At 49.4% G+C, this 19,132-nt stretch carries 17 protein-coding genes, 2 rRNA genes and 1 other annotated feature; of the genes, 18 read left to right on the forward strand and 1 reads right to left on the reverse strand.

Translation table 11 applies throughout. From position 1 onward, the window contains the following. The 4 genes from LUCIF_RS10410 to LUCIF_RS10425 form a co-directional block, all read left to right on the forward strand. Positions 1-312: ribosomal RNA gene (locus LUCIF_RS10410) — 23S ribosomal RNA — on the forward strand; the annotation flags it as partial. Between the two features lie 70 nt (positions 313-382). Beyond that, a 5S ribosomal RNA gene (gene rrf, locus LUCIF_RS10415) occupies positions 383-499 on the forward strand. An 872-nt stretch (positions 500-1,371) separates the two neighbouring features. Further along, positions 1,372-2,727: a uracil-xanthine permease family protein gene (locus LUCIF_RS10420; protein WP_122627835.1), complete on the forward strand. Its 1,356-nt coding sequence runs from the start codon at positions 1,372-1,374 to the stop codon at positions 2,725-2,727. Then, on the forward strand, positions 2,708-3,661 hold the full coding sequence (locus LUCIF_RS10425) for a 3-hydroxyacyl-CoA dehydrogenase family protein (protein WP_122627836.1): 954 nt from the start codon (positions 2,708-2,710) through the stop codon (positions 3,659-3,661). Before LUCIF_RS10420 ends, LUCIF_RS10425 begins: the two co-directional genes overlap by 20 nt. Before the next feature lie 34 nt (positions 3,662-3,695). Here the strand turns inward: LUCIF_RS10425 and LUCIF_RS10430 are convergent, their stop codons facing one another. Further along, positions 3,696-3,929 carry a DUF2164 domain-containing protein gene (locus tag LUCIF_RS10430; RefSeq protein WP_122627837.1) on the reverse strand — a complete coding sequence of 78 codons (234 nt, stop codon included), beginning with the start codon at positions 3,927-3,929 and terminating at the stop codon, positions 3,696-3,698. Between the two features lie 373 nt (positions 3,930-4,302). Then, positions 4,303-4,539: a binding site (T-box leader), on the forward strand. Between the two features lie 71 nt (positions 4,540-4,610). Between LUCIF_RS10430 and ilvN the strand changes: the two genes are divergently transcribed. The 14 genes from ilvN to LUCIF_RS10495 all read left to right on the forward strand — a co-directional run bounded on the left by ilvN (position 4,611) and on the right by LUCIF_RS10495 (position 18,974). After that, complete coding sequence (gene ilvN, locus LUCIF_RS10435; protein ID WP_122627838.1) at positions 4,611-5,135, forward strand: acetolactate synthase small subunit; 525 nt, start codon at positions 4,611-4,613, stop codon at positions 5,133-5,135. Then, positions 5,116-6,111: a ketol-acid reductoisomerase gene (ilvC, locus tag LUCIF_RS10440; RefSeq protein ID WP_122627839.1), complete on the forward strand. Its 996-nt coding sequence runs from the start codon at positions 5,116-5,118 to the stop codon at positions 6,109-6,111. The genes ilvN and ilvC overlap by 20 nt, the downstream gene beginning before the upstream one ends. Positions 6,112-6,134: 23 nt before the next feature. Then, positions 6,135-7,691 (forward strand): 2-isopropylmalate synthase, encoded by a 1,557-nt coding sequence (locus LUCIF_RS10445; protein WP_122627840.1) that lies wholly within the window; start codon positions 6,135-6,137, stop codon positions 7,689-7,691. After that, on the forward strand, positions 7,691-8,953 hold the full coding sequence (gene leuC, locus LUCIF_RS10450) for a 3-isopropylmalate dehydratase large subunit (protein ID WP_122627841.1): 1,263 nt from the start codon (positions 7,691-7,693) through the stop codon (positions 8,951-8,953). The genes LUCIF_RS10445 and leuC overlap by 1 nt, the downstream gene beginning before the upstream one ends. Further along, the gene (gene leuD / locus LUCIF_RS10455; RefSeq protein WP_122627842.1) at positions 8,950-9,441 is read left to right on the forward strand and encodes a 3-isopropylmalate dehydratase small subunit; all 492 of its coding nucleotides are present in this window, start codon (positions 8,950-8,952) and stop codon (positions 9,439-9,441) included. Before leuC ends, leuD begins: the two co-directional genes overlap by 4 nt. Beyond that, positions 9,438-10,490 (forward strand): 3-isopropylmalate dehydrogenase, encoded by a 1,053-nt coding sequence (leuB, locus tag LUCIF_RS10460; protein ID WP_122627843.1) that lies wholly within the window; start codon positions 9,438-9,440, stop codon positions 10,488-10,490. The genes leuD and leuB overlap by 4 nt, the downstream gene beginning before the upstream one ends. An 18-nt stretch (positions 10,491-10,508) precedes the next feature. After that, complete coding sequence (gene ilvB, locus LUCIF_RS10465; protein WP_207857431.1) at positions 10,509-12,173, forward strand: biosynthetic-type acetolactate synthase large subunit; 1,665 nt, start codon at positions 10,509-10,511, stop codon at positions 12,171-12,173. A gap of 45 nt (positions 12,174-12,218) precedes the next feature. Then, the gene (locus tag LUCIF_RS26050) at positions 12,219-12,362 is read left to right on the forward strand and encodes a hypothetical protein (RefSeq protein ID WP_165865960.1); all 144 of its coding nucleotides are present in this window, start codon (positions 12,219-12,221) and stop codon (positions 12,360-12,362) included. Between the two features lie 237 nt (positions 12,363-12,599). Continuing rightward, positions 12,600-13,847: a DUF445 domain-containing protein gene (locus tag LUCIF_RS10470; protein ID WP_243638718.1), complete on the forward strand. Its 1,248-nt coding sequence runs from the start codon at positions 12,600-12,602 to the stop codon at positions 13,845-13,847. A 13-nt stretch (positions 13,848-13,860) separates the two neighbouring features. Further along, positions 13,861-15,156, forward strand: coding sequence for a DUF445 domain-containing protein (locus LUCIF_RS10475; RefSeq protein ID WP_122627845.1), 1,296 nt, complete (start codon positions 13,861-13,863; stop codon positions 15,154-15,156). An 89-nt stretch (positions 15,157-15,245) separates the two neighbouring features. Next, positions 15,246-15,932: a pyrroline-5-carboxylate reductase family protein gene (locus LUCIF_RS10480; RefSeq protein ID WP_122627846.1), complete on the forward strand. Its 687-nt coding sequence runs from the start codon at positions 15,246-15,248 to the stop codon at positions 15,930-15,932. Positions 15,933-16,052: 120 nt separating this feature from the next. Then, entirely contained in the window at positions 16,053-16,934 is an 882-nt protein-coding gene (gene pdxS / locus LUCIF_RS10485) for a pyridoxal 5'-phosphate synthase lyase subunit PdxS (RefSeq protein WP_122627847.1), read from the forward strand. Positions 16,935-16,955: 21 nt separating this feature from the next. Next, complete coding sequence (gene pdxT, locus LUCIF_RS10490) at positions 16,956-17,525, forward strand: pyridoxal 5'-phosphate synthase glutaminase subunit PdxT (protein ID WP_122627848.1); 570 nt, start codon at positions 16,956-16,958, stop codon at positions 17,523-17,525. Between the two features lie 138 nt (positions 17,526-17,663). Continuing rightward, positions 17,664-18,974: a hexokinase family protein gene (locus LUCIF_RS10495; RefSeq protein WP_122627849.1), complete on the forward strand. Its 1,311-nt coding sequence runs from the start codon at positions 17,664-17,666 to the stop codon at positions 18,972-18,974. Positions 18,975-19,132 lie beyond the last annotated feature (158 nt).

A 19,132-nucleotide genomic window follows, 5' to 3' on the forward strand; every position in this document is an offset into this window, starting at 1 on the left:
GAACGTCGTGAGACAGTTCGGTCCCTATCCATCGCGGGCGTAAGAGACTTGAAGGGAACTGCTCCTAGTACGAGAGGACCGGAGTGGACGGACCAATGGTGTACCAGTTATCCCGCCAGGGGTACAGCTGGGTAGCTACGTCCGGAACGGATAAACGCTGAAAGCATCTAAGCGTGAAACCAGCCTTAAGATGAGGTCTCTCATAGTGTAGACTAGTAAGACCCCTTAGAGATGATAAGGTAGATAGGCCAGGTGTGGAAGTCCTGTAAGGGATGAAGCTGACTGGTACTAATCGGTCGAGGGCTTGACTTCATGATTTGTTCATCTTTCTTCTGTGAAGTTTTGAGGGAATATACCCTTTGGGAGATTCACCTCTTAAAAATCCGGTGGCGATCGCTGTGGGGATCCACCTGTTCCCATACCGAACACAGTAGTTAAGCCCACAAACGCCGAAAGTACTTGGCTGGAAACGGCCTGGAAGGATAGGAAGTTGCCGGTTCGCAAAAACGCTTATCATTTTGATAAGCGTTTTTGTATTATAAGGATCTGTGGCGATAACTCGGGGAAGGATGGATGCTGGCGCATCCTTTGAAAATATCCTGTATGTCGCAGACTAACTGCCTTGAGTTTGCTTAAAAGTATTTACATATTGCTCCCGTTAAGACGGATGACCTGTTCCCATATCGAACACAGTAGTTAAGCCCTTAAACGCCGAAAGTCAGCCGTCTTACAGCCAGAGACACCAATAATAGAGATTACATGAAATAGAAAGTAGAGTATCAGTGACACACAGGCTCTATTCAAAGACACGGAGTGTCCTCCATTGGCTGGAAACGGCCTGGGAGGATAGGACGCTGCTGATTGTGAAAAGCACCTGCTACACTAGCAGGTGCTTTTGTATTGGTACATACATCTAACCGCTGTGGGAAGGAAGGATGCTGCCGCATCCTCTGAATTTGATCCTGTGTGTCGCAGACTATCCGTTTATAGTTTGTCTAGGAACATTGAGATAGTGATTCTCGTTAAAACGGATGACCTGTTCCCATACCGAACACAGTAGTTAAGCCCACAAACGCCGAAAGTCAGCCGTCTTGCGGCGAATAGAACATATTGTATAGATTACTGAAATAGAAAGCAGAGTATCGGCGACACACAGGCTCTATTCAAAGACACGCGTGTCTTCCATCGGCTGGAAACGGCCTGGGAGAATAGGAAGTTGCCGGTTAAAAAAGCGCTTATCATTTTGATAAGCGCTTTTTGTTATTATTTTAGTATAGAATTAACCCTGAATCATGGAATAGTTAAGGGGTAGTATGGTATGATTTAAAAGGTTGCTTTAATTATTTATACATAATAGGAGAACTCCAGACCATGACTCATTTACGATTACGCTATGCTTTAAATGAACGGCCGCCACTAGGCAAGGCCCTGCTCTTTAGCCTGCAATGGCTGGTTATTTGCGTACCCTTTGTTATTATCATCGGCAATGTAGTAGCCGGGCTTCATTTTTCGGAGGCGGACAAGCAGGTTATGTATTTACAACGATTGTTTTTCGTGACCGGCTTATCTGTCTTGCTACAGGCTTATTATGGACATCGCTTGCCCGTATTGAGCGGTCCGGCTGCTATTTTGCTGGTGGGAGTGGTAACTGCATTAAGTAAAAGCTATGATGTAATATATTCCAGCATGGCTTTAGGAGGCTTGCTTCTCTTGGGGGCAAGTGTCACTGGTTTGTTTAAGCGATTGACCGGATTATTTACACCGCGAATTGTAGCTGTTATTTTATTATTAATTGCTTTTACGCTTGCGCCGACTATTATGAAGATGATTGTAACGATTAGCGCAGGTATTCCGGTTATTGACAATCTATTATTTTCTCTTTTATTGCTCTTTGTCATGTTGCTTGCCGGGCGTTTTTTACGAGGTATCTGGAAGTCCACTCTGGTTGTTTGGGCAATTATGAGCGGGACCTTGCTTTACCGTATACTCTTCCCTATGAGGATAATCAATCCGGCGTCGGTTCATTTCAAGATATCCCTGGATTATTTATCTATGGGAATATCGCAAGTAACGCTGGAAATACCGGTGGTAGCCGCATTCCTTATTTGTTTTTTAGCTCTCTTAATTAATGATTTAGGTTCCATACAGGCTATGGAACGTCTGATTCAGCCTGATTTGATGGAAAAGCGCATAACCCGTGGTGTGGCCTGTACGGGATTAAGTAATTTGCTGGCCGGGTTTTTGGGGGTTATTGGTCCGGTTAATTATTCATTTAGTGCCGGAGTTGTGCTTGTTGCCGGTTGTGCTTCTTTTTGGGTTTTAGCACCGGCTGGTTTGGGATTACTGCTAATTTCATTATTTCCCGGCGTTATTGCCATATTGGGAAGCATTCCTCAGGCTGTGACCGGTACTATTTTACTCTATATTATGTGTTCTCAGATGACATCGGGCTTACAAATCATAGCGGATGATCCGGGACCGTACACGTTAGAGTCCGGCATTATAATCGCCACGCCGATTCTAATCGGAACGATGATTGCCTTTTTACCCGCTGCTGTTGTTGCTAATTTTCCCGCAATGCTGCGGCCGATTATTGGCAATGGGTTTATAGTAGGAGTATTAACAGTTTTTATAATGGAACATGTCATATTTCCGGCTTCTCCCCGGTCAAGGCCGCAGGATAAACTAAGTAAAGGAGATGATATAGATGAACGTGGAAGATATTAAAACCATTTGTAATCTGGGAACGGGAACAATGGGGTTTGGCACAACCGTTATGTTTGCTATGGCCGGTTATAATGTGCGCATGTACGGCCGGTCGGAAGCCAGTATTACCCGCGGCCTGGCGGGAATAAAGGCGGCATTAGCAACTTATTATGAACATGGGCTGGTACAGCAACCGGATATCGCGGCCGTAATGGGCCGGATTCAAGGCGTCACTACTCTGGAGGAAGCAGCAATTGACGCGGATTTTGTCATTGAATCCGTAGCTGAGGATATTGCCGTTAAACAGGCTGTGTTTACCAAGCTGGATGGGCTGTGCGCCGGACATACGATTTTTGCAACTAATACGTCGGGGCTGAGTCCTACAACCATTGCGGAAGCAGTGGGCCGCAAAGACAAATTTGTAGTTGCCCATTTTTGGAATCCACCTCATCTGATGCCGCTGGTAGAAGTTGTACCAGGTAAGTATACGACCCAGGAAACAGTGGATGTTACCTGGCAGCTCATGGAGAAAATCGGTAAAAAACCGGTGGCATTGAAACGGGAAGCAATGGGCTTTATCGGCAACCGGCTTCAGCTTGCTTTATTACGTGAGGCATTGTATATTGTAGAGTCCGGCATCGCCAGTAAAGAGGCAGTAGATACAACGGTCAAATATAGTCTTGGCCGCCGTCTGTCAACCACAGGTCCCTTGGAAAGCGCCGATTTAGGGGGACTGGATATTTTTTATAACATCTCCCGCTATTTATTGGCCGACCTTTCCAATTCAACCGGGATATCACCCCTGTTACAGGCGGCTGTAGACAAGGGAACCTTGGGTGCCAAAACAGGCAGCGGCTTGTACGAATGGACGCCGGAAGAATTGGAAAAAATCAAACGGACCCGGGAAGACATGCTGCTTGAATGGCTGCATAGAGACAGGCAGGAAAATAAATAGTAAAAAAGCCAAAGACCGCGGATGCGGTCTTTTTTTATCGAAACCGTTTTTGCAGGGTGAAGAGCTCTTCCGTCTTATCCGTCATGAATTGGTGGGCATCGGTAATGGCCTGATTATAAATGTATGGACCGATTTTGGCGAGAATAAAATCCAGGAACAGGGAAGCCTGAAAATCACTGATTGTTTCCTCACGCTCCGTTTGGTAAAACTTCTGAATTTCTTCCAAAACAATGGGTAAGGAATTATTGTCAAGTTCAATTTTTTTCATAAAGGGACTCCTTTTGCCTCTTCATTTTAATTGGTTAAATTATACAATAAAAGGTAAAATTATGGTATATAGAAGATAGAATAGTGTGCCTTTTTACTAAAACGAAAAAAGTTTAAAAATATATCTTGACAAAAAACATACGTCTTGGCATAATGTATACAACGTTACATTTGTTGTAAGAAAGTGCATCTAGGGTTCCGCTGCCTGCAAGGGCGGGTCTGGGCCGAGCGATGCAGATGCGGTTATACTGCATTACACCGTGAGGATAAAACACTCTGCGGAAGGTTTCTTACTAAACCATTGGTTGAGTAAGAACGATTCGGCGGAATTTTTTTACCTTTTAAATGTCTTAGGATGGGAAAGTTCAATACGAAGAAGAGTAATGAGTGGGATAAAAGCAACAGCGTAATCCGCTGCAGAGAGCCGGTGGTCGCTGCGAACCGGTACGGAGGCTGTTGCCGTTACGTCGCCCACGAACTTCCTTACTGATTGTATATTGTATTTTAGTATACAGTAGGTAATGACGCGGCCTGGCGTTATAAGGAAGCCGGTATTTACCGGCGCAACAAGCCCAAAGTAGGGTGGTACCGCGAGTTGCCTCGCCCCTATTGACGTATATGCGTCAATAGGGGCGTTTTATTTTATCCAATCTCATTAAAAACGCAAGGAAGGGGGAGCAGTGTGAAGCATGTTCTGTCAGTCTTAGTACAAAATCAGCCGGGCGTGCTGGTGCGGGTAACGAGTATGTTTTCCCGTCGGGGCTTTAATATTGACAGTCTGGCCGTGGGGGTAACGCATGTACCGGAATATTCGCGAATTACCGCCGTAATATGCGGGAACCAGGCAGTTGTCAATCAGGTGGTAAAGCAACTGGAAAAATTGGTTGAAGTGGTTAATGTTCAGATTTTGGAGGCATCCGCCTCGGTCAGCAGGGGAATGGCCATGCTAAAAGTGACGGCCGGAGAAAGACGGGGCGAAATTTTGAAACTGGCGGAAATATTCCGGGCTAGCGTGGTCGACATTTCCGAGAATACCCTGACATTGGAAGTTACCGGCGACGAAGACAAAATAAATGCGTTGGTTGAGCTCCTAATACCTTACGGTATGCTGGAGATGACCCGCACCGGGCTAATTGGCCTGGCGCGGGGAGAAAATACAATTTATCAATATGAGGAGAGAGAAAATTATGAAGAAAATGTATTATGACCAAGATGTAAACTGGGATGTACTGCAAGGAAAGACTGTAGCCGTCATTGGCTATGGCAGCCAGGGCCATGCTCATGCGTTAAATCTAAAGGAAAGCGGAGTCAACGTTATTGTCGGCCTGTACGAGGGCAGTAAATCCCGGGAAAAGGCTGAGGCACAGGGACTAAAAGTGGCAGCAGTAAGTCAGGCGGTGGCGGTTGCCGACATTACCATGATTCTTATTCCAGACGAAAAACAGGCGAAAGTCTACCGGGAGGAAATTGCCCCTAACCTGAAAGACGGTGCGGCATTGGCGTTTGCACACGGTTTTAATATTCACTTTAACCAAATCATTCCTCCCGCCAATATTGACGTATTTATGGTAGCACCGAAAGGACCGGGACATCTGGTTCGCCGGGTATTCACCGAAGGCGGCGGAGTGCCTTGCCTAATGGCTGTTCAACAGGATTATACCGGTAAGGCCCGCGAACTGGCGCTGGCGTATGCCAGAGGAATCGGGGGAACCCGTGCCGGGGTACTGGTAACGACTTTTCAGGAAGAAACGGAAACCGACCTGTTCGGGGAACAGGCGGTATTGTGTGGTGGGGTGACGGCGCTTATCAAGGCGGGTTTTGAAACCTTGGTAGAAGCGGGATATCAGCCGGAATCAGCCTATTTTGAATGTATGCACGAAATGAAATTGATTGTAGACCTGCTGTATGAAGGGGGTATGGCCGCTATGCGCTACTCTGTCAGTGACACTGCCGAATACGGTGACTATGTGACAGGGCCCCGGATTATCACGGATGCCACTAAGGCGGAAATGAAAAAAGTTTTGGCTGAAATTCAGGACGGCACCTTTGCACGGAATTGGATATTGGAAAATCAGGCCAACCGGCCGAGCTTTACAGCGACCAGACGGAAAGAAGCCAATCATCCTATCGAAGCCGTCGGCAAGGAACTTCGGGGAATGATGGGCTGGCTCAAAAAAAAGTAAAGGATTAAAGAGGGTGACGCTATATGGACGATGGGGTCTCTACTATTAAAATATTTGATACTACCTTGCGGGATGGGGAGCAGACTCCGGGAGTGTGTTTGGAGGCCGGGGAAAAGCTGGAAATTGCCCAGGCATTGGCCAAATTAAAGGTTGATGTGATTGAAGCAGGGTTCCCTGTTGCTTCATCCGGTGACTTTGAAGCGGTCAGCCTGGTGGCAGCGCAAGTGAAAGGTCCGGTGATTGCCGGTCTCGCCAGAGCCAACCAAAAAGATATTGATATGGCCGGGCAAGCGCTTGCGAAAGCGGAACGGCCCCGCATTCATACTTTTATCGCCACCAGTGACATTCACCTGGAATATAAGCTTAAAATGAGTCGGGAACAGGTGTTGGCCCAGGCGGCAGAGGCCGTGCGCCATGCGCGGAAATTAGTGCCGGACGTGGAATTTTCCGCCGAGGATGCCTCTCGGTCGGACTGGGATTTTCTTTGTCAGGTTTTTACGGCGGCCATCGATGCCGGTGCCAGTGTGATTAATATTCCCGATACGGTTGGTTATACGACTCCCGGCGAGTTTGGCACATTGATTCAATATATCCGGACCCATGTTCCCAATATTGATCAGGCGGCGATCAGCGTGCATTGTCATGATGATCTGGGAATGGCGGTAGCCAATTCCTTGGCAGCCGTTCTGAACGGCGCTACCCAGGTGGAATGCACTATTAACGGTTTGGGTGAACGGGCCGGCAATGCCGCCATGGAAGAGCTGGTTATGGCGCTGACCACCCGCAGAGAGTATTTTAAAGCTGTGACCGGGATCGATACCCGCCAGATTTATCGTACCTCCCGTTTGGTAAGTACTCTGACCGGTGTTGTGGTAGCACCGACCAAGTCAATTGTCGGGGACAATGCCTTTGCGCATGAGTCTGGGATTCATCAGCACGGGGTGTTGAATAACTCCCTGACCTATGAAATCATGCGCCCGGAAGCGATCGGCATCAGCCGGAACGCGATCGTGCTCGGCAAGCATTCGGGCCGGCATGCCTTTGAAGAGCGGCTGAGGGAGATGGGTTATGAGCTGGAAGCGGAGGCAATCAACAATTTATTTGTTGAATTTAAAGCATTGGCCGATCGAAAAAAAATGGTCTTCGACCGCGATATCGAAGCGCTGCTGTCGGAGAAAAGTGCTGTAAAACCGGAGTGGTACCGACTGGTCTATCATAATGTGGTCAGCGGCAATCAGACGTTAGCGACGGCTTCCGTACGGCTGGAAACCAGCGCCGGCATACTGGAGGAAGCCAGCTGCGGCGACGGCCCGGTCGATGCAACCTTTAAAGCGATTGAAAAAGCGGTTGGTTTTGCCGTCAATTTGAAAGATTATCAATTGAAAGCAGTAACAGCCGGTCAGGATGCTCTGGGCGAGGCTACCGTTTGGGTTCAGCAGGACGGTCGTACTTTCAGCGGCCGCGGTTTGAGCACGGATGTGATCGAAGCCAGTGCGAAAGCGTATGTGAACGCCATCAACAAAATGCTGGCTACATGCGGTTATCCGGCCGACTATCAGGCAGCAGGAGGTAGAGGCTAATGGGAATGACTATGACGGAAAAGATTCTCGCCCGTCACGCCGGGTTGGACTCCGTCCGGCCGGGACAGTTAATCAAGAGCAGGGTCGACCTGGTATTGGGCAACGATATAACGGCACCGCCGGCCATTAAAGAATTCAATAAAATAGGCCGGCCTGTCTTCGATAAAAATAAAGTTGTTTTGGTGCCGGATCATTTCGCACCGAACAAAGACATAAAATCGGCGCAAATGACCAAAACCATGCGGGAGTTTGCCCGGGAGCATGAGATTACGCATTATTTTGAAGTCGGCAGGATGGGCATTGAGCATGTACTGCTGCCGGAAGCAGGCTTGGTGGTACCGGGAGAAGTAATCATCGGCGCCGATTCTCATACCTGCACCTACGGCGCGGTCGGCGCCTTTGCCACCGGTGTGGGTTCTACCGATATGGGAACAGCGATGGCTACCGGTGATACCTGGTTCAAAGTGCCTTCCTCCATTAAGGTCAATTTGACAGGTAAGTTACCGCCCTGGGTTAGCGGTAAGGATGTTATTTTGACTCTGATCGGCCGAATCGGTGTTGATGGCGCCCGTTACCAGTCACTGGAATTCGCCGGGCCCGGGGTAAGCGAATTGTCGATGACCGACCGGTTGACCATTGCCAATATGGCAATTGAAGGGGGCGCCAAAAACGGGATTTTTCCGGTCGACGACATTACCCGGTCCTATTTGAACGGGCGGACAACTAAGCCGTATGAAGCCGTTGTGGCGGATGCCGATGCAGACTATGCCGAAATGATTGATATTGATCTGAGTGCATTAAGTCCGGTCGTAGCGCTGCCGCATTTGCCGGAAAATGTAAAAAGGGTCAGTGAAGTCGGTACCATTGCGATTGATCAGGTAGTAATCGGTTCCTGCACCAATGGCCGGATTGAAGATTTGGAACAGGCGGCTCAAATAATGGCCGGCAGACAAGTTCATCCCAAAGTGCGGGCGATTATCATTCCCGGGAGTCAAGCCGTATACCTGGAGGCTATGGAGCGGGGCTATATTGAAACCTTTATCCGTTCCGGCGCTGTTGTCAGCACGCCGACATGCGGACCATGCCTGGGCGGCTATATGGGGATCCTGGCGGCCGGTGAGAAGGCTGTTGCGACGACTAACCGTAATTTCCGCGGCCGCATGGGTCATGTGGATAGTGAGGTATATCTGGCCGGCCCGGCTGTTGCTGCCGCCAGCGCGATTTTGGGGCGGATCGGGGCTCCCGGGGAGGTAGTGGCATGATTTTAGAAGGAACGGTTTGGAAATACGGTGACAACGTGGATACGGATGTCATTATTCCGGCCCGCTATTTGAATACGGCCGAACCCAAGGAATTGGCGGCCCATTGTATGGAGGACCTGGATCCGTCTTTTGTTGGCAAGGTCAAGGCCGGGGACATTATGGTGGCGGAAAAAAATTTTGGCTGCGGTTCTTCCCGGGAGCATGCTCCGGTAGCTATCAAGGCCAGCGGCATTACCTGTGTTATTGCTCAGAGCTTTGCCCGCATTTTCTACCGGAATGCGATTAATATCGGCCTGCCGCTGCTGGAATTAGGCGACGCCGTGAAACAAATCCGCAGTGGCGACAGCCTGCGGGTGGATTTGTCCACCGGAACGGTGGAAAACCGGTCGACAGGAGAGGTCTTCTCGGCGCCGCCATTACCGGGTTTTATTCAGGAAATTGCCAAAGCGGGTGGACTCGTGAACTATGTCAGGGGGTGCCGGGGTTGAGTCATCATATTGTTATCATTCCCGGTGACGGAATCGGGGTAGAGATTACGGCGGTTGCCCGGCAGGTTCTCGAAAAAACAGCGGCGAAAGCCGGACTCGCCCTAACCTTTGAAGAAAAACCGGCCGGTGGCACCGCTATCGATAAAATGGGAGTGCCTCTGCCGGAGGAAACACTGGCAGCCGCCAGGCAGGCTGACGCTGTATTGTTAGGCGCTGTGGGCGGACCGGCTTGGGACCAGGTAGCACCCGAATTACGGCCGGAACGGGCGATTCTGGGATTGCGCAAAGCGCTGGGGTTATACGCCAACTTGCGGCCGGTAAAAGTATCGCCGGCGCTGGCTGATTATTCTCCCTTAAAACCGGAACTGGTGGCAGGCGTGGATATTCTTATTGTCCGGGAATTGAACGGCGGCATTTACTATGGTGAAAAAGGCAGCGAGAAGGACCGGGCCTGGGATACGGAGGTCTATAGCGCAATGGAAGTGGAACGCATCGTGGCGGTTGCCTGCCAAGCGGCAAAGGTACGCCGGGGAAAAGTTACATCTGTTGACAAGGCCAATGTTTTGGCTACATCCCGCCTGTGGCGCCAGACTGCCGGTACCGTGGCGGCCAAATTTACCGATATTAACCTCGACCATTTATATGTGGATAATTGTGCCATGCAGTTGGTGCTGGCGCCGCGGCAGTTCGACGTCATTGTAACCAGCAATTTATTTGGTGATATTTTAAGTGATGAAGCCGCCGTATTGACCGGATCTATCGGACTGCTGCCTTCCGCCAGCATTGGCGACGGCACCGGCTTGTATGAGCCCATACACGGTTCCGCTCCGGATATTGCCGGCAGGGGAATTGCCAATCCGATTGGCACGGTGTTATCAGCGGCAATGCTGCTGCGCCATTCTCTGGGAGAAGATGAGGCTGCCTGCCGGGTGGAACAAGCGGTCGAAGCAGTACTGAAGGACGGCTATCGTACGGCTGACTTATACCGGCCTGGATTTACCAAGGTTTCGACAATGGAAATGGGCCGGCAGATTTTAGACCGGCTTTGAAAAGTGAGGTGAGTGGGCATGAAAATGACTGGCGCCCGCGCTATTGTAGAATGTTTACTGGAACAGGGCGTGGATACCCTGTTCGGTTTTCCGGGCGGAACCATTCTGCCGCTGTATGACGCCCTGCAAAATGCTCCACTCCGCCACATACTAACCGTTCATGAACAGGGTGCGGCGCATGCGGCCGACGGCTACGCGAGAGCCAGCGGCAAAGTAGGAGTTTGTATTGCTACTTCCGGACCGGGGGCGACTAACCTGGTCACCGGACTGGCTGCTGCCTTTATGGACTCGGTACCGGTAATAGCCATTACCGGTCAGGTACCGACGACTTTAATCGGACGGGACGCATTTCAGGAAGTGGACATTACCGGTATTACCATGCCGATTACAAAGCATAATTTTCAGGTGAAAAATCCGGCCAAACTGGTGGAAATGCTCCGCCAGGCTTTTCGGATTGCCCGGTCCGGCAGGCCGGGGCCGGTGTTAATTGATATACCCCGTGATGTTCAAACCGCAGTGGTCGAATTTGAGGCTGCCGCTACACCGGTCCGGATGCCATGGCAGCCGTCTTCTCATACGGACCGGCTGCTCAAGGAGGCAGCCGGTGTAATCCGGTCGGCCCAAAAACCGGTTGTAATAGTCGGCGGCGGGGTGATTACGGGGGAGGCCCACCAGGAAGTACAACAACTGGCAGAAAAGAGCCGCATCCCCGTAGTAAGCACGCTCATGGGCCTGGGGGCTTTTCCGGCTTCCCACCGGCAGTTTTTAGGGCTAACCGGTATGCACGGTCACAAGCTTGCTAATAATGTGGTTCATGCTGCCGACGTAATTATTGCTGTCGGCAGCCGTTTCAGCGACCGGGTAACCGGCAACCGGGCCAGTTATGCCGATAACAAAGTGGTTATTCATATTGATGTCGATCCGGCGGAAATTGATAAGAATGTGGCTGCCGGAATCGGATTAGCGGGTGAAATCCGCCTGTTGCTGCAACGGTTGACCGACTGTGTTCCAGGGTCAGACCGGGATGACTGGTGGCTGGACATAGACCGGTGGCGGCAAGAGTATAAAGAAAATGTAACAGGCGAAGAATTAACCGGTTCCTGGGTTATGAAGCGGACGGCTGAGTTAGCTCAAAATAGCGACTGTACCTTTGTCACCGATGTGGGACAACACCAGATGTGGGCGGCACAGCACTTAAAGATTGAGAAACCGCGCGAATGGCTTACATCAGGCGGATTGGGCGCTATGGGTTTTGGTTTGCCGGCGGCGCTGGGGGCGCAGGCCGCGGTGCCGCATAAACGGGTGGTGCTCATTGCCGGTGACGGCGGCTTCAAGATGACGGGAGGGGAACTCTATACGGTTTCCTGTTATGACTTGCCGGTGACCGTTATTGTGATCCATAACCAGGGGCTGGGAATGATCCGCCAATTGCAGCATGTTTTTTTTGACCGGCACTATTGTGCCTGTGTTCTGCCGGATAAGATGGATTTTGCGCTGTATGCCCGGGCCTTTGGTATCGAGGCAAATACAGTATGTACCCGGGAGGAATTTTCTGAGACCTTTGCTACCTCTCTTCAGGCAACCAAGCCGCAGGTTATTGTGGTGAAAATTTCCGGCAAGCAATTGGTGCAACCAATGATTGCACCGGGAGCGGCGCTAAATGAGTATGTAGACTTTACCTGACGCGCATACTAAAAAAGTTGATAGTGAAAGAGGAGGAGAAGCCTTATGGATAACCAGGAAAAAAAAGTTCCGGAAAAGGTGTCATACGGGGATTCTGAATTTCACGTCGGCGGAATTAATGACTTTTTGGGTGGCGTCGATCCCCACGCAGATCAGAATTTGCTGCGGTTGACGGGAAATCCCGGTTAAACGGGTAGAAAAGCAAAAGAACGGGGTTAATGAACCGCTCTGCATGGTAAGGAACGCCATGTGGGGCGGTTTGATTTATGATTTATTTGCATAGGCTATATAAAGGAATAAAGATTGCCGTTGATTTTTTAGCGAACAAAGATAACGTAAAATGAACGGAACAAAGAAGGGAATACAGTGCGAAGAAGGGAACTGAGTAACAAATAGCGGCAAAGGAGCAATTGGAAAGTGAAACAAATGACAGGAAGCATTCGCTCCGTGGCAACCATCACGCTTGGGATATCAATTGCCGGCTACTTTATTGCCTATCCGTTTCATGAGACGCTGCTTGGCGGGCTGCTGACCAGCGGTTTTGGCGCAGCCGTTGTTGGCGGACTGGCGGATTGGTTTGCCGTGACGGCTTTATTCCGTAAGCCCCTGGGCATTCCCTTTCATACCGCCTTGATTCCCCGAAACCGGGAAAAAATTTTCCGGGCGATTGTAAAGCTGGTTGAAAATGATTTATTAACCCAAGAAAGTATCATAGCCCAGATTCAACGGCGTAGCCCCTCCAAACTGCTGCTAGACTATCTGGAACAGCATGGCGGCTTGCTAAAAACGAAAAAAGTTTTGCACCGGGTAATGCTGGATATTTTAAAAAAAATTGATCCGGAAGAAACGGGAAAATGGATGGCCCCTGTAGTGGAGAAGTATATGGATAGTATTCGGGTTGTGCCGGCAATTAGCGATGCAATTGAATGGTCGATCCGAAACGGTTATGATGATAAATTAGTGCTTTTTGTTTTGGATGAACTGGGGCGTTTGGCTAAACACCCGCAAATATACCTGATTCTGAAAGCATTGCTGCAGGAAACAAGGGACAAATATGAACAAGACATGGCCCGCCGCAAGGTAGTCGATTGGTTGCTTGCCCGCTCCGGAGGATATTCTACCGGTAAGCTGGCAGCGTTAGCCCAACGAAAAATTGGGGATTTTCTGACACAATTGCATAATCCGGAGCATTCGTTACGCTACCTTCTTAAAAGCAGGGTTATCCTACTATTGACATATCTCCGGCAAGATCCTGTTTATCAGGCAAAATTAGAGGAATGGAAAGAGCAGTCCATATCGCAAACGGATTGGCAGGATTATATAAGCAAATTTATCAGCCGGCTGCAGCAAAATAGCCGCCCAAGTGAGACTGCCGACTGGCTGCAGATTTTTGATAATCAGGTAGAACGGCTGATCGAAAATTTTCGTTCCGATTACGGAAAACAAGAACGGTTTGACCGATATACCAAGGAAAAGCTGGCAGGAATCGTAGACGCCTATCATTACCAGATTGGCCGGACAGTTCGGGAAAAACTGGAGCAATTCTCCGATGAAATGCTGGTGAATTTTATGGAAGACAAAGTAGGAAACGATCTGCAGATGGTACGGATTAACGGTTCCGTCGTAGGTTCTGTAGTAGGAATGCTAATTTATCTGGCGATTATCTGGTTATAGGGTGGAAGAGACGATGCGCAGGCAAAGAATGGCGAACAATATACTGATCGGTGTTTTTTTGCTATTTATTATGGCTATTGTTTACTGGCATTATCAGGGAACTACTTTTGCCGGCCGGCTATTCCTGGCAGTAACGGAGGCTGCTCTGGTAGGAGGAATTGCCGACTGGTTTGCCGTAACGGCATTATTCCGTAAACCGCTCGGCATACCCTGGTATACGGCTATTTTGCCCCGTAACCGGGACCGGGTTGTAGAGGCGCTCGTTTTTGCCGTTCAGCAAGAATTATTAAGCAAGAATTTTATACGGCAACGTCTGGAAAATGTCCGGTTGAGCCATTTTTTTATTGAATGGATTGACGGCCACAAGGCAGCCTGGCTGGATGACGCACTGACACCGCTGCTCGAGTTTGCCGCCGGCCGTTTAGACAGTGATCAAGCGGCGAGCCAGGTGGCAAAAGTTCTCCGGGCTCATTCGGACCAATTGCATTTGACGCCGGCAATCAGCCGCTTTGTTCGTTGGATGCTGGCGCAAAAAAAAGATGAAGTTGTTTTTGATATGCTGTTGGACCAACTGCTTCAGACCATGCAAAAACCGGCTGCCACCAGCACAGTTTGGCATTTTCTCAGGCGGTATACAATGTGGGAACGTCGCTCTTCTCCCTGGAGAATGCTTGTTTTTAGCGGGCTGGAAGCATTCGATGCGTTTAATTTGAATGATGCTGCCAAGGCGCTTCATCAGGAACTATTAACGATTCTCATTGAACTAAAGCAGCCTGAACATCGTTTGCGTCGTTGGCTTCACAGCCGGCTGACCGACATTGGACAGGAATTAGAACAAAATCCGGCGTGGGTGCAAGCCGTGGAAGAATGGAAGAGCAACCTGATTGGGCAAGCCAAATTGGAGGAAGCGTTTGTCGAAGTATTGCAGGCCGTAATGATGTCTCTGCAGGGTAAGGAAGAGCAATCGACAATAGGGACATGGCTCCGGCAGCAAACTGACACATACTGGCAACTGTTTAAAACTAACAAGGCGTTGCAGGACTGGATTGAAAGTTACCTGCAAGAAATTTTGCAGCATGTTATTGAAACAGAACACGCGCTAATCGGGGATGTGGTCCGGGACGCCCTTGTCATTTTGACCAAAGAAGAAATGAATCAATTTGTAGAAGAAAGAGCAGGGGATGATTTACAATGGATCCGGATTAACGGTTCCGTTGTTGGTGCGCTGGTAGGTTTTATTTTATTTATCTGGACGCAACTGGTATACATGCCGTTTATTGTGCCGATAATCCGTAGTTGGTTTATGTAGGGAAGACAGATTGGACATACTAATTCGTACCGGCATAAAATCGTACCTCACAGCATAGGATGAAGAATGGCTGGTAAGGGGTGAAAAGTATGCAGGTGGGCTTAATTGGAATCGGGCGTATGGGTAAGGCTTTAATACCCGGGCTGGCAGAACAGTTTGAATTGTGGATTTATGACCGGGACCCGGCTAATATGGAGACAGTGGCGGAAAAATATCCTGTTTTTATAGCAAAGGATTTAGCGCAAATTGCAGAATCAGGAGTTGTAATATTAGTTGTTCCGGACAGGGAAGTTGTTAGTTGCCTTAAGGAACTGAACCAAATTAAAAAGCCGGTGGTTGTAATTAATGCGGCAACCAATGTGGCCCGGTATACACTGCAGGAAATGGCAGCCGGTCATGTAAAATGCATTGGCGCAAAATTTGTCGGACAAGCCGGTGAGATTGTGCTGGGGCAAAAGCCGGTTATCATTATCGACGACCAGCCGGCCGATTTAGTACCGCTGGTGAAGGAAATTTTTGCGGGGATCGGCCCGATTGTGGTCGGAAAAGCCGATATGGTTACCTATATTAATACGGTGGCAGCAGAAGCCGTACTGGAAGCGGCGGTACGCATGGAGGAAAGCCTGCGTTACCGTGGTATTACCGAGCCGGTAGTAATTCAGACCGCGATTCGTCAGGTGGGAGCGGGTATACTCAAGGCTTATGCCGATAATGATTTAGGTCCCTTCGCCCGGGAAATTGTGAGAGCGATAAGGGCCAGGATAAACAAATGGTAATTAAAATAGGAGATAGCAGGAAAATGGGTTATCATGTCGTATAATATAATAATTATATTTCGTTCCCAGGAGGCTGTTTTAGCCTCGTCATAGTAGGCTTTAGATACAGGAGGAAAGAATATGCAACAAGGAACATTTCGGGTAAAAGCCGGCTTGGCGGAAATGCTCAAGGGCGGCGTTATTATGGATGTAACAACACCGGAACAGGCCAAGATTGCCGAAGAAGCCGGCGCTTGCGCCGTAATGGCACTGGAAAGGGTACCGGCAGATATTCGGGCGGCGGGTGGAGTGGCCCGTATGGCGGATCCGACCGTCGTTATGCGGATACAAGACGCTGTTTCCATTCCGGTTATGGCTAAGGCTCGTATCGGACATTTTGTGGAAGCGCAAATTTTAGAATCCTTAGGTATCGATTATATTGATGAAAGTGAAGTACTGACGCCGGCAGACGATAAATTTCATATTAATAAACACCAATTCAAGATTCCCTTTGTATGCGGGGCGAAAAATCTGGGAGAAGCCCTGCGCCGCATTGGTGAGGGCGCAGCAATGATCCGTACTAAAGGGGAACCGGGAACGGGTAATGTGGTGGAAGCGGTCAAACATATCCGCATGGTAATGGGCGAGATTCGCCAATTATTAAATCTACCAGACGACGAAGTTGCCGCCTTTGCTAAAAACACTGGCGCGCCGCTGGAGTTAGTGCTGGAAACGAAAAAGATGGGCCGGTTGCCGGTTGTAAATTTTGCGGCCGGCGGCATTGCCACACCGGCGGATGCGGCTTTGATGATGCAGCTCGGCTGTGATGGTATCTTTGTCGGTTCCGGTATATTTAAATCCGGTGATCCGGCGAAACGGGCCAAAGCCATTGTGGCAGCGACTACTTATTATAACGATCCCAAAGTATTGGCAGACGTTTCCAAAGACCTTGGCGAAGCGATGGTGGGTATTGAAATTTCCACCATTGCTCCGAATGAGCGTATGCAGGAGCGTGGCTGGTAATCGTAGAAAGAAGGACCAGGTATGAAAATTGGTGTACTTGCCCTACAGGGGGCTTTCAGGGAGCATCGCCGGATGCTCGAACTCTGCGGGGCTGTGGCAACAGAGATACGGACGCCGCAAGATCTGGACGCCGTTGCCGGGCTGATTATTCCCGGCGGGGAGAGTACCACAATCGGCAAGCTCATGGTAGAGTGGGGCTTATTGGATAAAATAAGGCTTCGGGCCTCCCAGGGAATGGCAATTTACGGTACTTGTGCGGGCATGATTTTATTGGCGAAAGAGATTATCGGCAGCGATCAGCCCCGGTTGGGGCTCATGGATATTGCTGTGCGGCGTAATGCTTTTGGCCGTCAGCGGGAAAGTTTTGAAGCCGACTTAGCTGTACCGGAATTTGGCGAAGACCCGGTGCGGGCTGTATTTATCCGGGCCCCCTATATAGAAAAGACGGGCCCGGATGTTCAGGTTCTGGCAAAGGTAAAAGATAAAGTAGTAATTGCCCGCCAAGGGAATTTTTTAGCTACCGCTTTTCATCCGGAATTAACTGAAGACGAACGCATTCACAAGTATTTTATCAATATGATGCAAGAATAAGGGAAAAACCGTTCTAATGCTGGTAAAATTAGCATAGAACGGCTTTTTTTTGCAGGAATCAGGTGTATTTGTGTGGAAATAAACATAGACTTTATTAATGCTTTATGCTATAGGAAGCGCAGAGGGAGATGATGAATCGTGGGTAATTTGGTGGATGCATTCATTGCGCTGCGGCAAGAACTGGCTGTGCCTGCGGCGATGGTGGCAGAAATCGCTTTGCGGTTTCAGGAGGAAATGATAGCCGGATTGCGAGGACAGCTAAGTACGCTAAAAATGTTGCCATCATTTTTAGCAAAACCGAATGGGGAAGAAAAGGGAGATTTTTTAGCGATTGATTTTGGCGGCACCAATGTACGGATTATTTTAGTAGAGTTATCCGGCCAAGGCCGGTTTTCCATTAAGGCGGCCCGGTCGTTTCCGCTAAAAGACCGGCAGAAAGGCTATGATTATACGGCCAATACCGCTTCCGGCAACGAACTGTTTGATTTCATTGCTGCCAATATTGAAGAATTGGCTGACCGTCATGGCAGATATTCATTAGGGCACACATTTTCTTTTCCCTGCCGCCAGACAGGGTTGAATCAAGCCATATTAATAATTTGGACCAAGGAAATCAAGACGCAGGGTGTAGAGGGGCAGGATGTGGGTACTCTTTTACAAGCGGCGTTGGACCAACGGCAAATGACCCATGTTGTTGCGAAAGCCATTATTAATGATACGGTAGGCACTTTACTGGCGGCCGCCTACAGCGACCGGTGGGCGGATATTGGCTCTATCTGCGGCACAGGGCATAATACCTGCTATCTGGAACCTTGTTCGCCCTTGACGGGAAAGCCCATGATTATCAATATGGAATCAGGAAATTTCGATAAAATAGCAGTGACTGAATATGACCGGCTATTGGACCAAGCCAGTGAGAAGCCGGGTAAACAGCGTCTGGAAAAGATGTCTTCCGGGCGGTATGTTGGCGAGCTGGTCAGCATCATCAGCAGCCAATACGGGAAAAAGGGTTTACTCGGGACCGGCTTTCAGCAGCCGGCCGGGCTGGTGCCCCTGGGAGGAGAACAGGTCGCAGCTCTTGTGGCTGATAATACACCCGGCTTGACCCAAGTTCAAGAAGTGATTGAAGGCCAATGGGGGGCCAGTGGTTCGACGCTGGCTGAGCGGCAGGCGATCCGGGAAATCGCTGAGTTGGTTATTAATCGTTCCGCCAGATTGGTAGCGGCTACTTTTTTAGGGGTTATCCGCCATATCGACCCCGAATTGCAACAACGGCATACTATTGCCATTGATGGCTCCCTTTATGAAAAAATGCCCGGCTATGCAAGCCGGCTAAAAGCTGCGTTAGCTGAAAACCTGGCCGCTAAGGCGTCCTTGATCACGGTAGTACTGACAAAAGACGGTTCCGGCGTAGGGGCTGCGATCGCAGCGGCCATTGCTGATCAATAGAGAAAAAATGAAAAATGGGCCAGAAGCAAAAAGTATATATGTGTAGCATAGCAAAAGGGCATCTGAGACAAACTCAGATGCCCTTTTGCTGGATCGGAAAGTATAACTTTTCGGGTTGTTTCCATAAACACATTCTTCTTAAAGAAAGCCGAAAAGTA

The organism is Allolucifera butyrica (assembly GCF_900476375.1).
GTDB classification, from domain to species: domain Bacteria; phylum Bacillota; class Negativicutes; order Sporomusales; family UPPP01; genus Lucifera; species Lucifera butyrica.

Bases quoted from the DNA above. Each gene is read 5' to 3' on its own strand.
- LUCIF_RS10420 (WP_122627835.1), top strand. From the start codon at position 1,372: ATGACTCATTTACGATTACGCTATGCTTTAAATGAACGGCCGCCACTA.
- LUCIF_RS10425 (WP_122627836.1), top strand. From the start codon at position 2,708: ATGAACGTGGAAGATATTAAAACCATTTGTAATCTGGGAACGGGAACA.
- LUCIF_RS10430 (WP_122627837.1), bottom strand. From the start codon at position 3,929: ATGAAAAAAATTGAACTTGACAATAATTCCTTACCCATTGTTTTGGAA.
- ilvC (WP_122627839.1), top strand. From the start codon at position 5,116: ATGAAGAAAATGTATTATGACCAAGATGTAAACTGGGATGTACTGCAA.
- LUCIF_RS10445 (WP_122627840.1), top strand. From the start codon at position 6,135: ATGGACGATGGGGTCTCTACTATTAAAATATTTGATACTACCTTGCGG.
- leuC (WP_122627841.1), top strand. From the start codon at position 7,691: ATGGGAATGACTATGACGGAAAAGATTCTCGCCCGTCACGCCGGGTTG.
- leuD (WP_122627842.1), top strand. From the start codon at position 8,950: ATGATTTTAGAAGGAACGGTTTGGAAATACGGTGACAACGTGGATACG.
- ilvB (WP_207857431.1), top strand. From the start codon at position 10,509: ATGAAAATGACTGGCGCCCGCGCTATTGTAGAATGTTTACTGGAACAG.
- LUCIF_RS26050 (WP_165865960.1), top strand. From the start codon at position 12,219: ATGGATAACCAGGAAAAAAAAGTTCCGGAAAAGGTGTCATACGGGGAT.
- LUCIF_RS10470 (WP_243638718.1), top strand. From the start codon at position 12,600: ATGACAGGAAGCATTCGCTCCGTGGCAACCATCACGCTTGGGATATCA.
- LUCIF_RS10475 (WP_122627845.1), top strand. From the start codon at position 13,861: ATGCGCAGGCAAAGAATGGCGAACAATATACTGATCGGTGTTTTTTTG.
- LUCIF_RS10480 (WP_122627846.1), top strand. From the start codon at position 15,246: ATGCAGGTGGGCTTAATTGGAATCGGGCGTATGGGTAAGGCTTTAATA.
- pdxS (WP_122627847.1), top strand. From the start codon at position 16,053: ATGCAACAAGGAACATTTCGGGTAAAAGCCGGCTTGGCGGAAATGCTC.
- pdxT (WP_122627848.1), top strand. From the start codon at position 16,956: ATGAAAATTGGTGTACTTGCCCTACAGGGGGCTTTCAGGGAGCATCGC.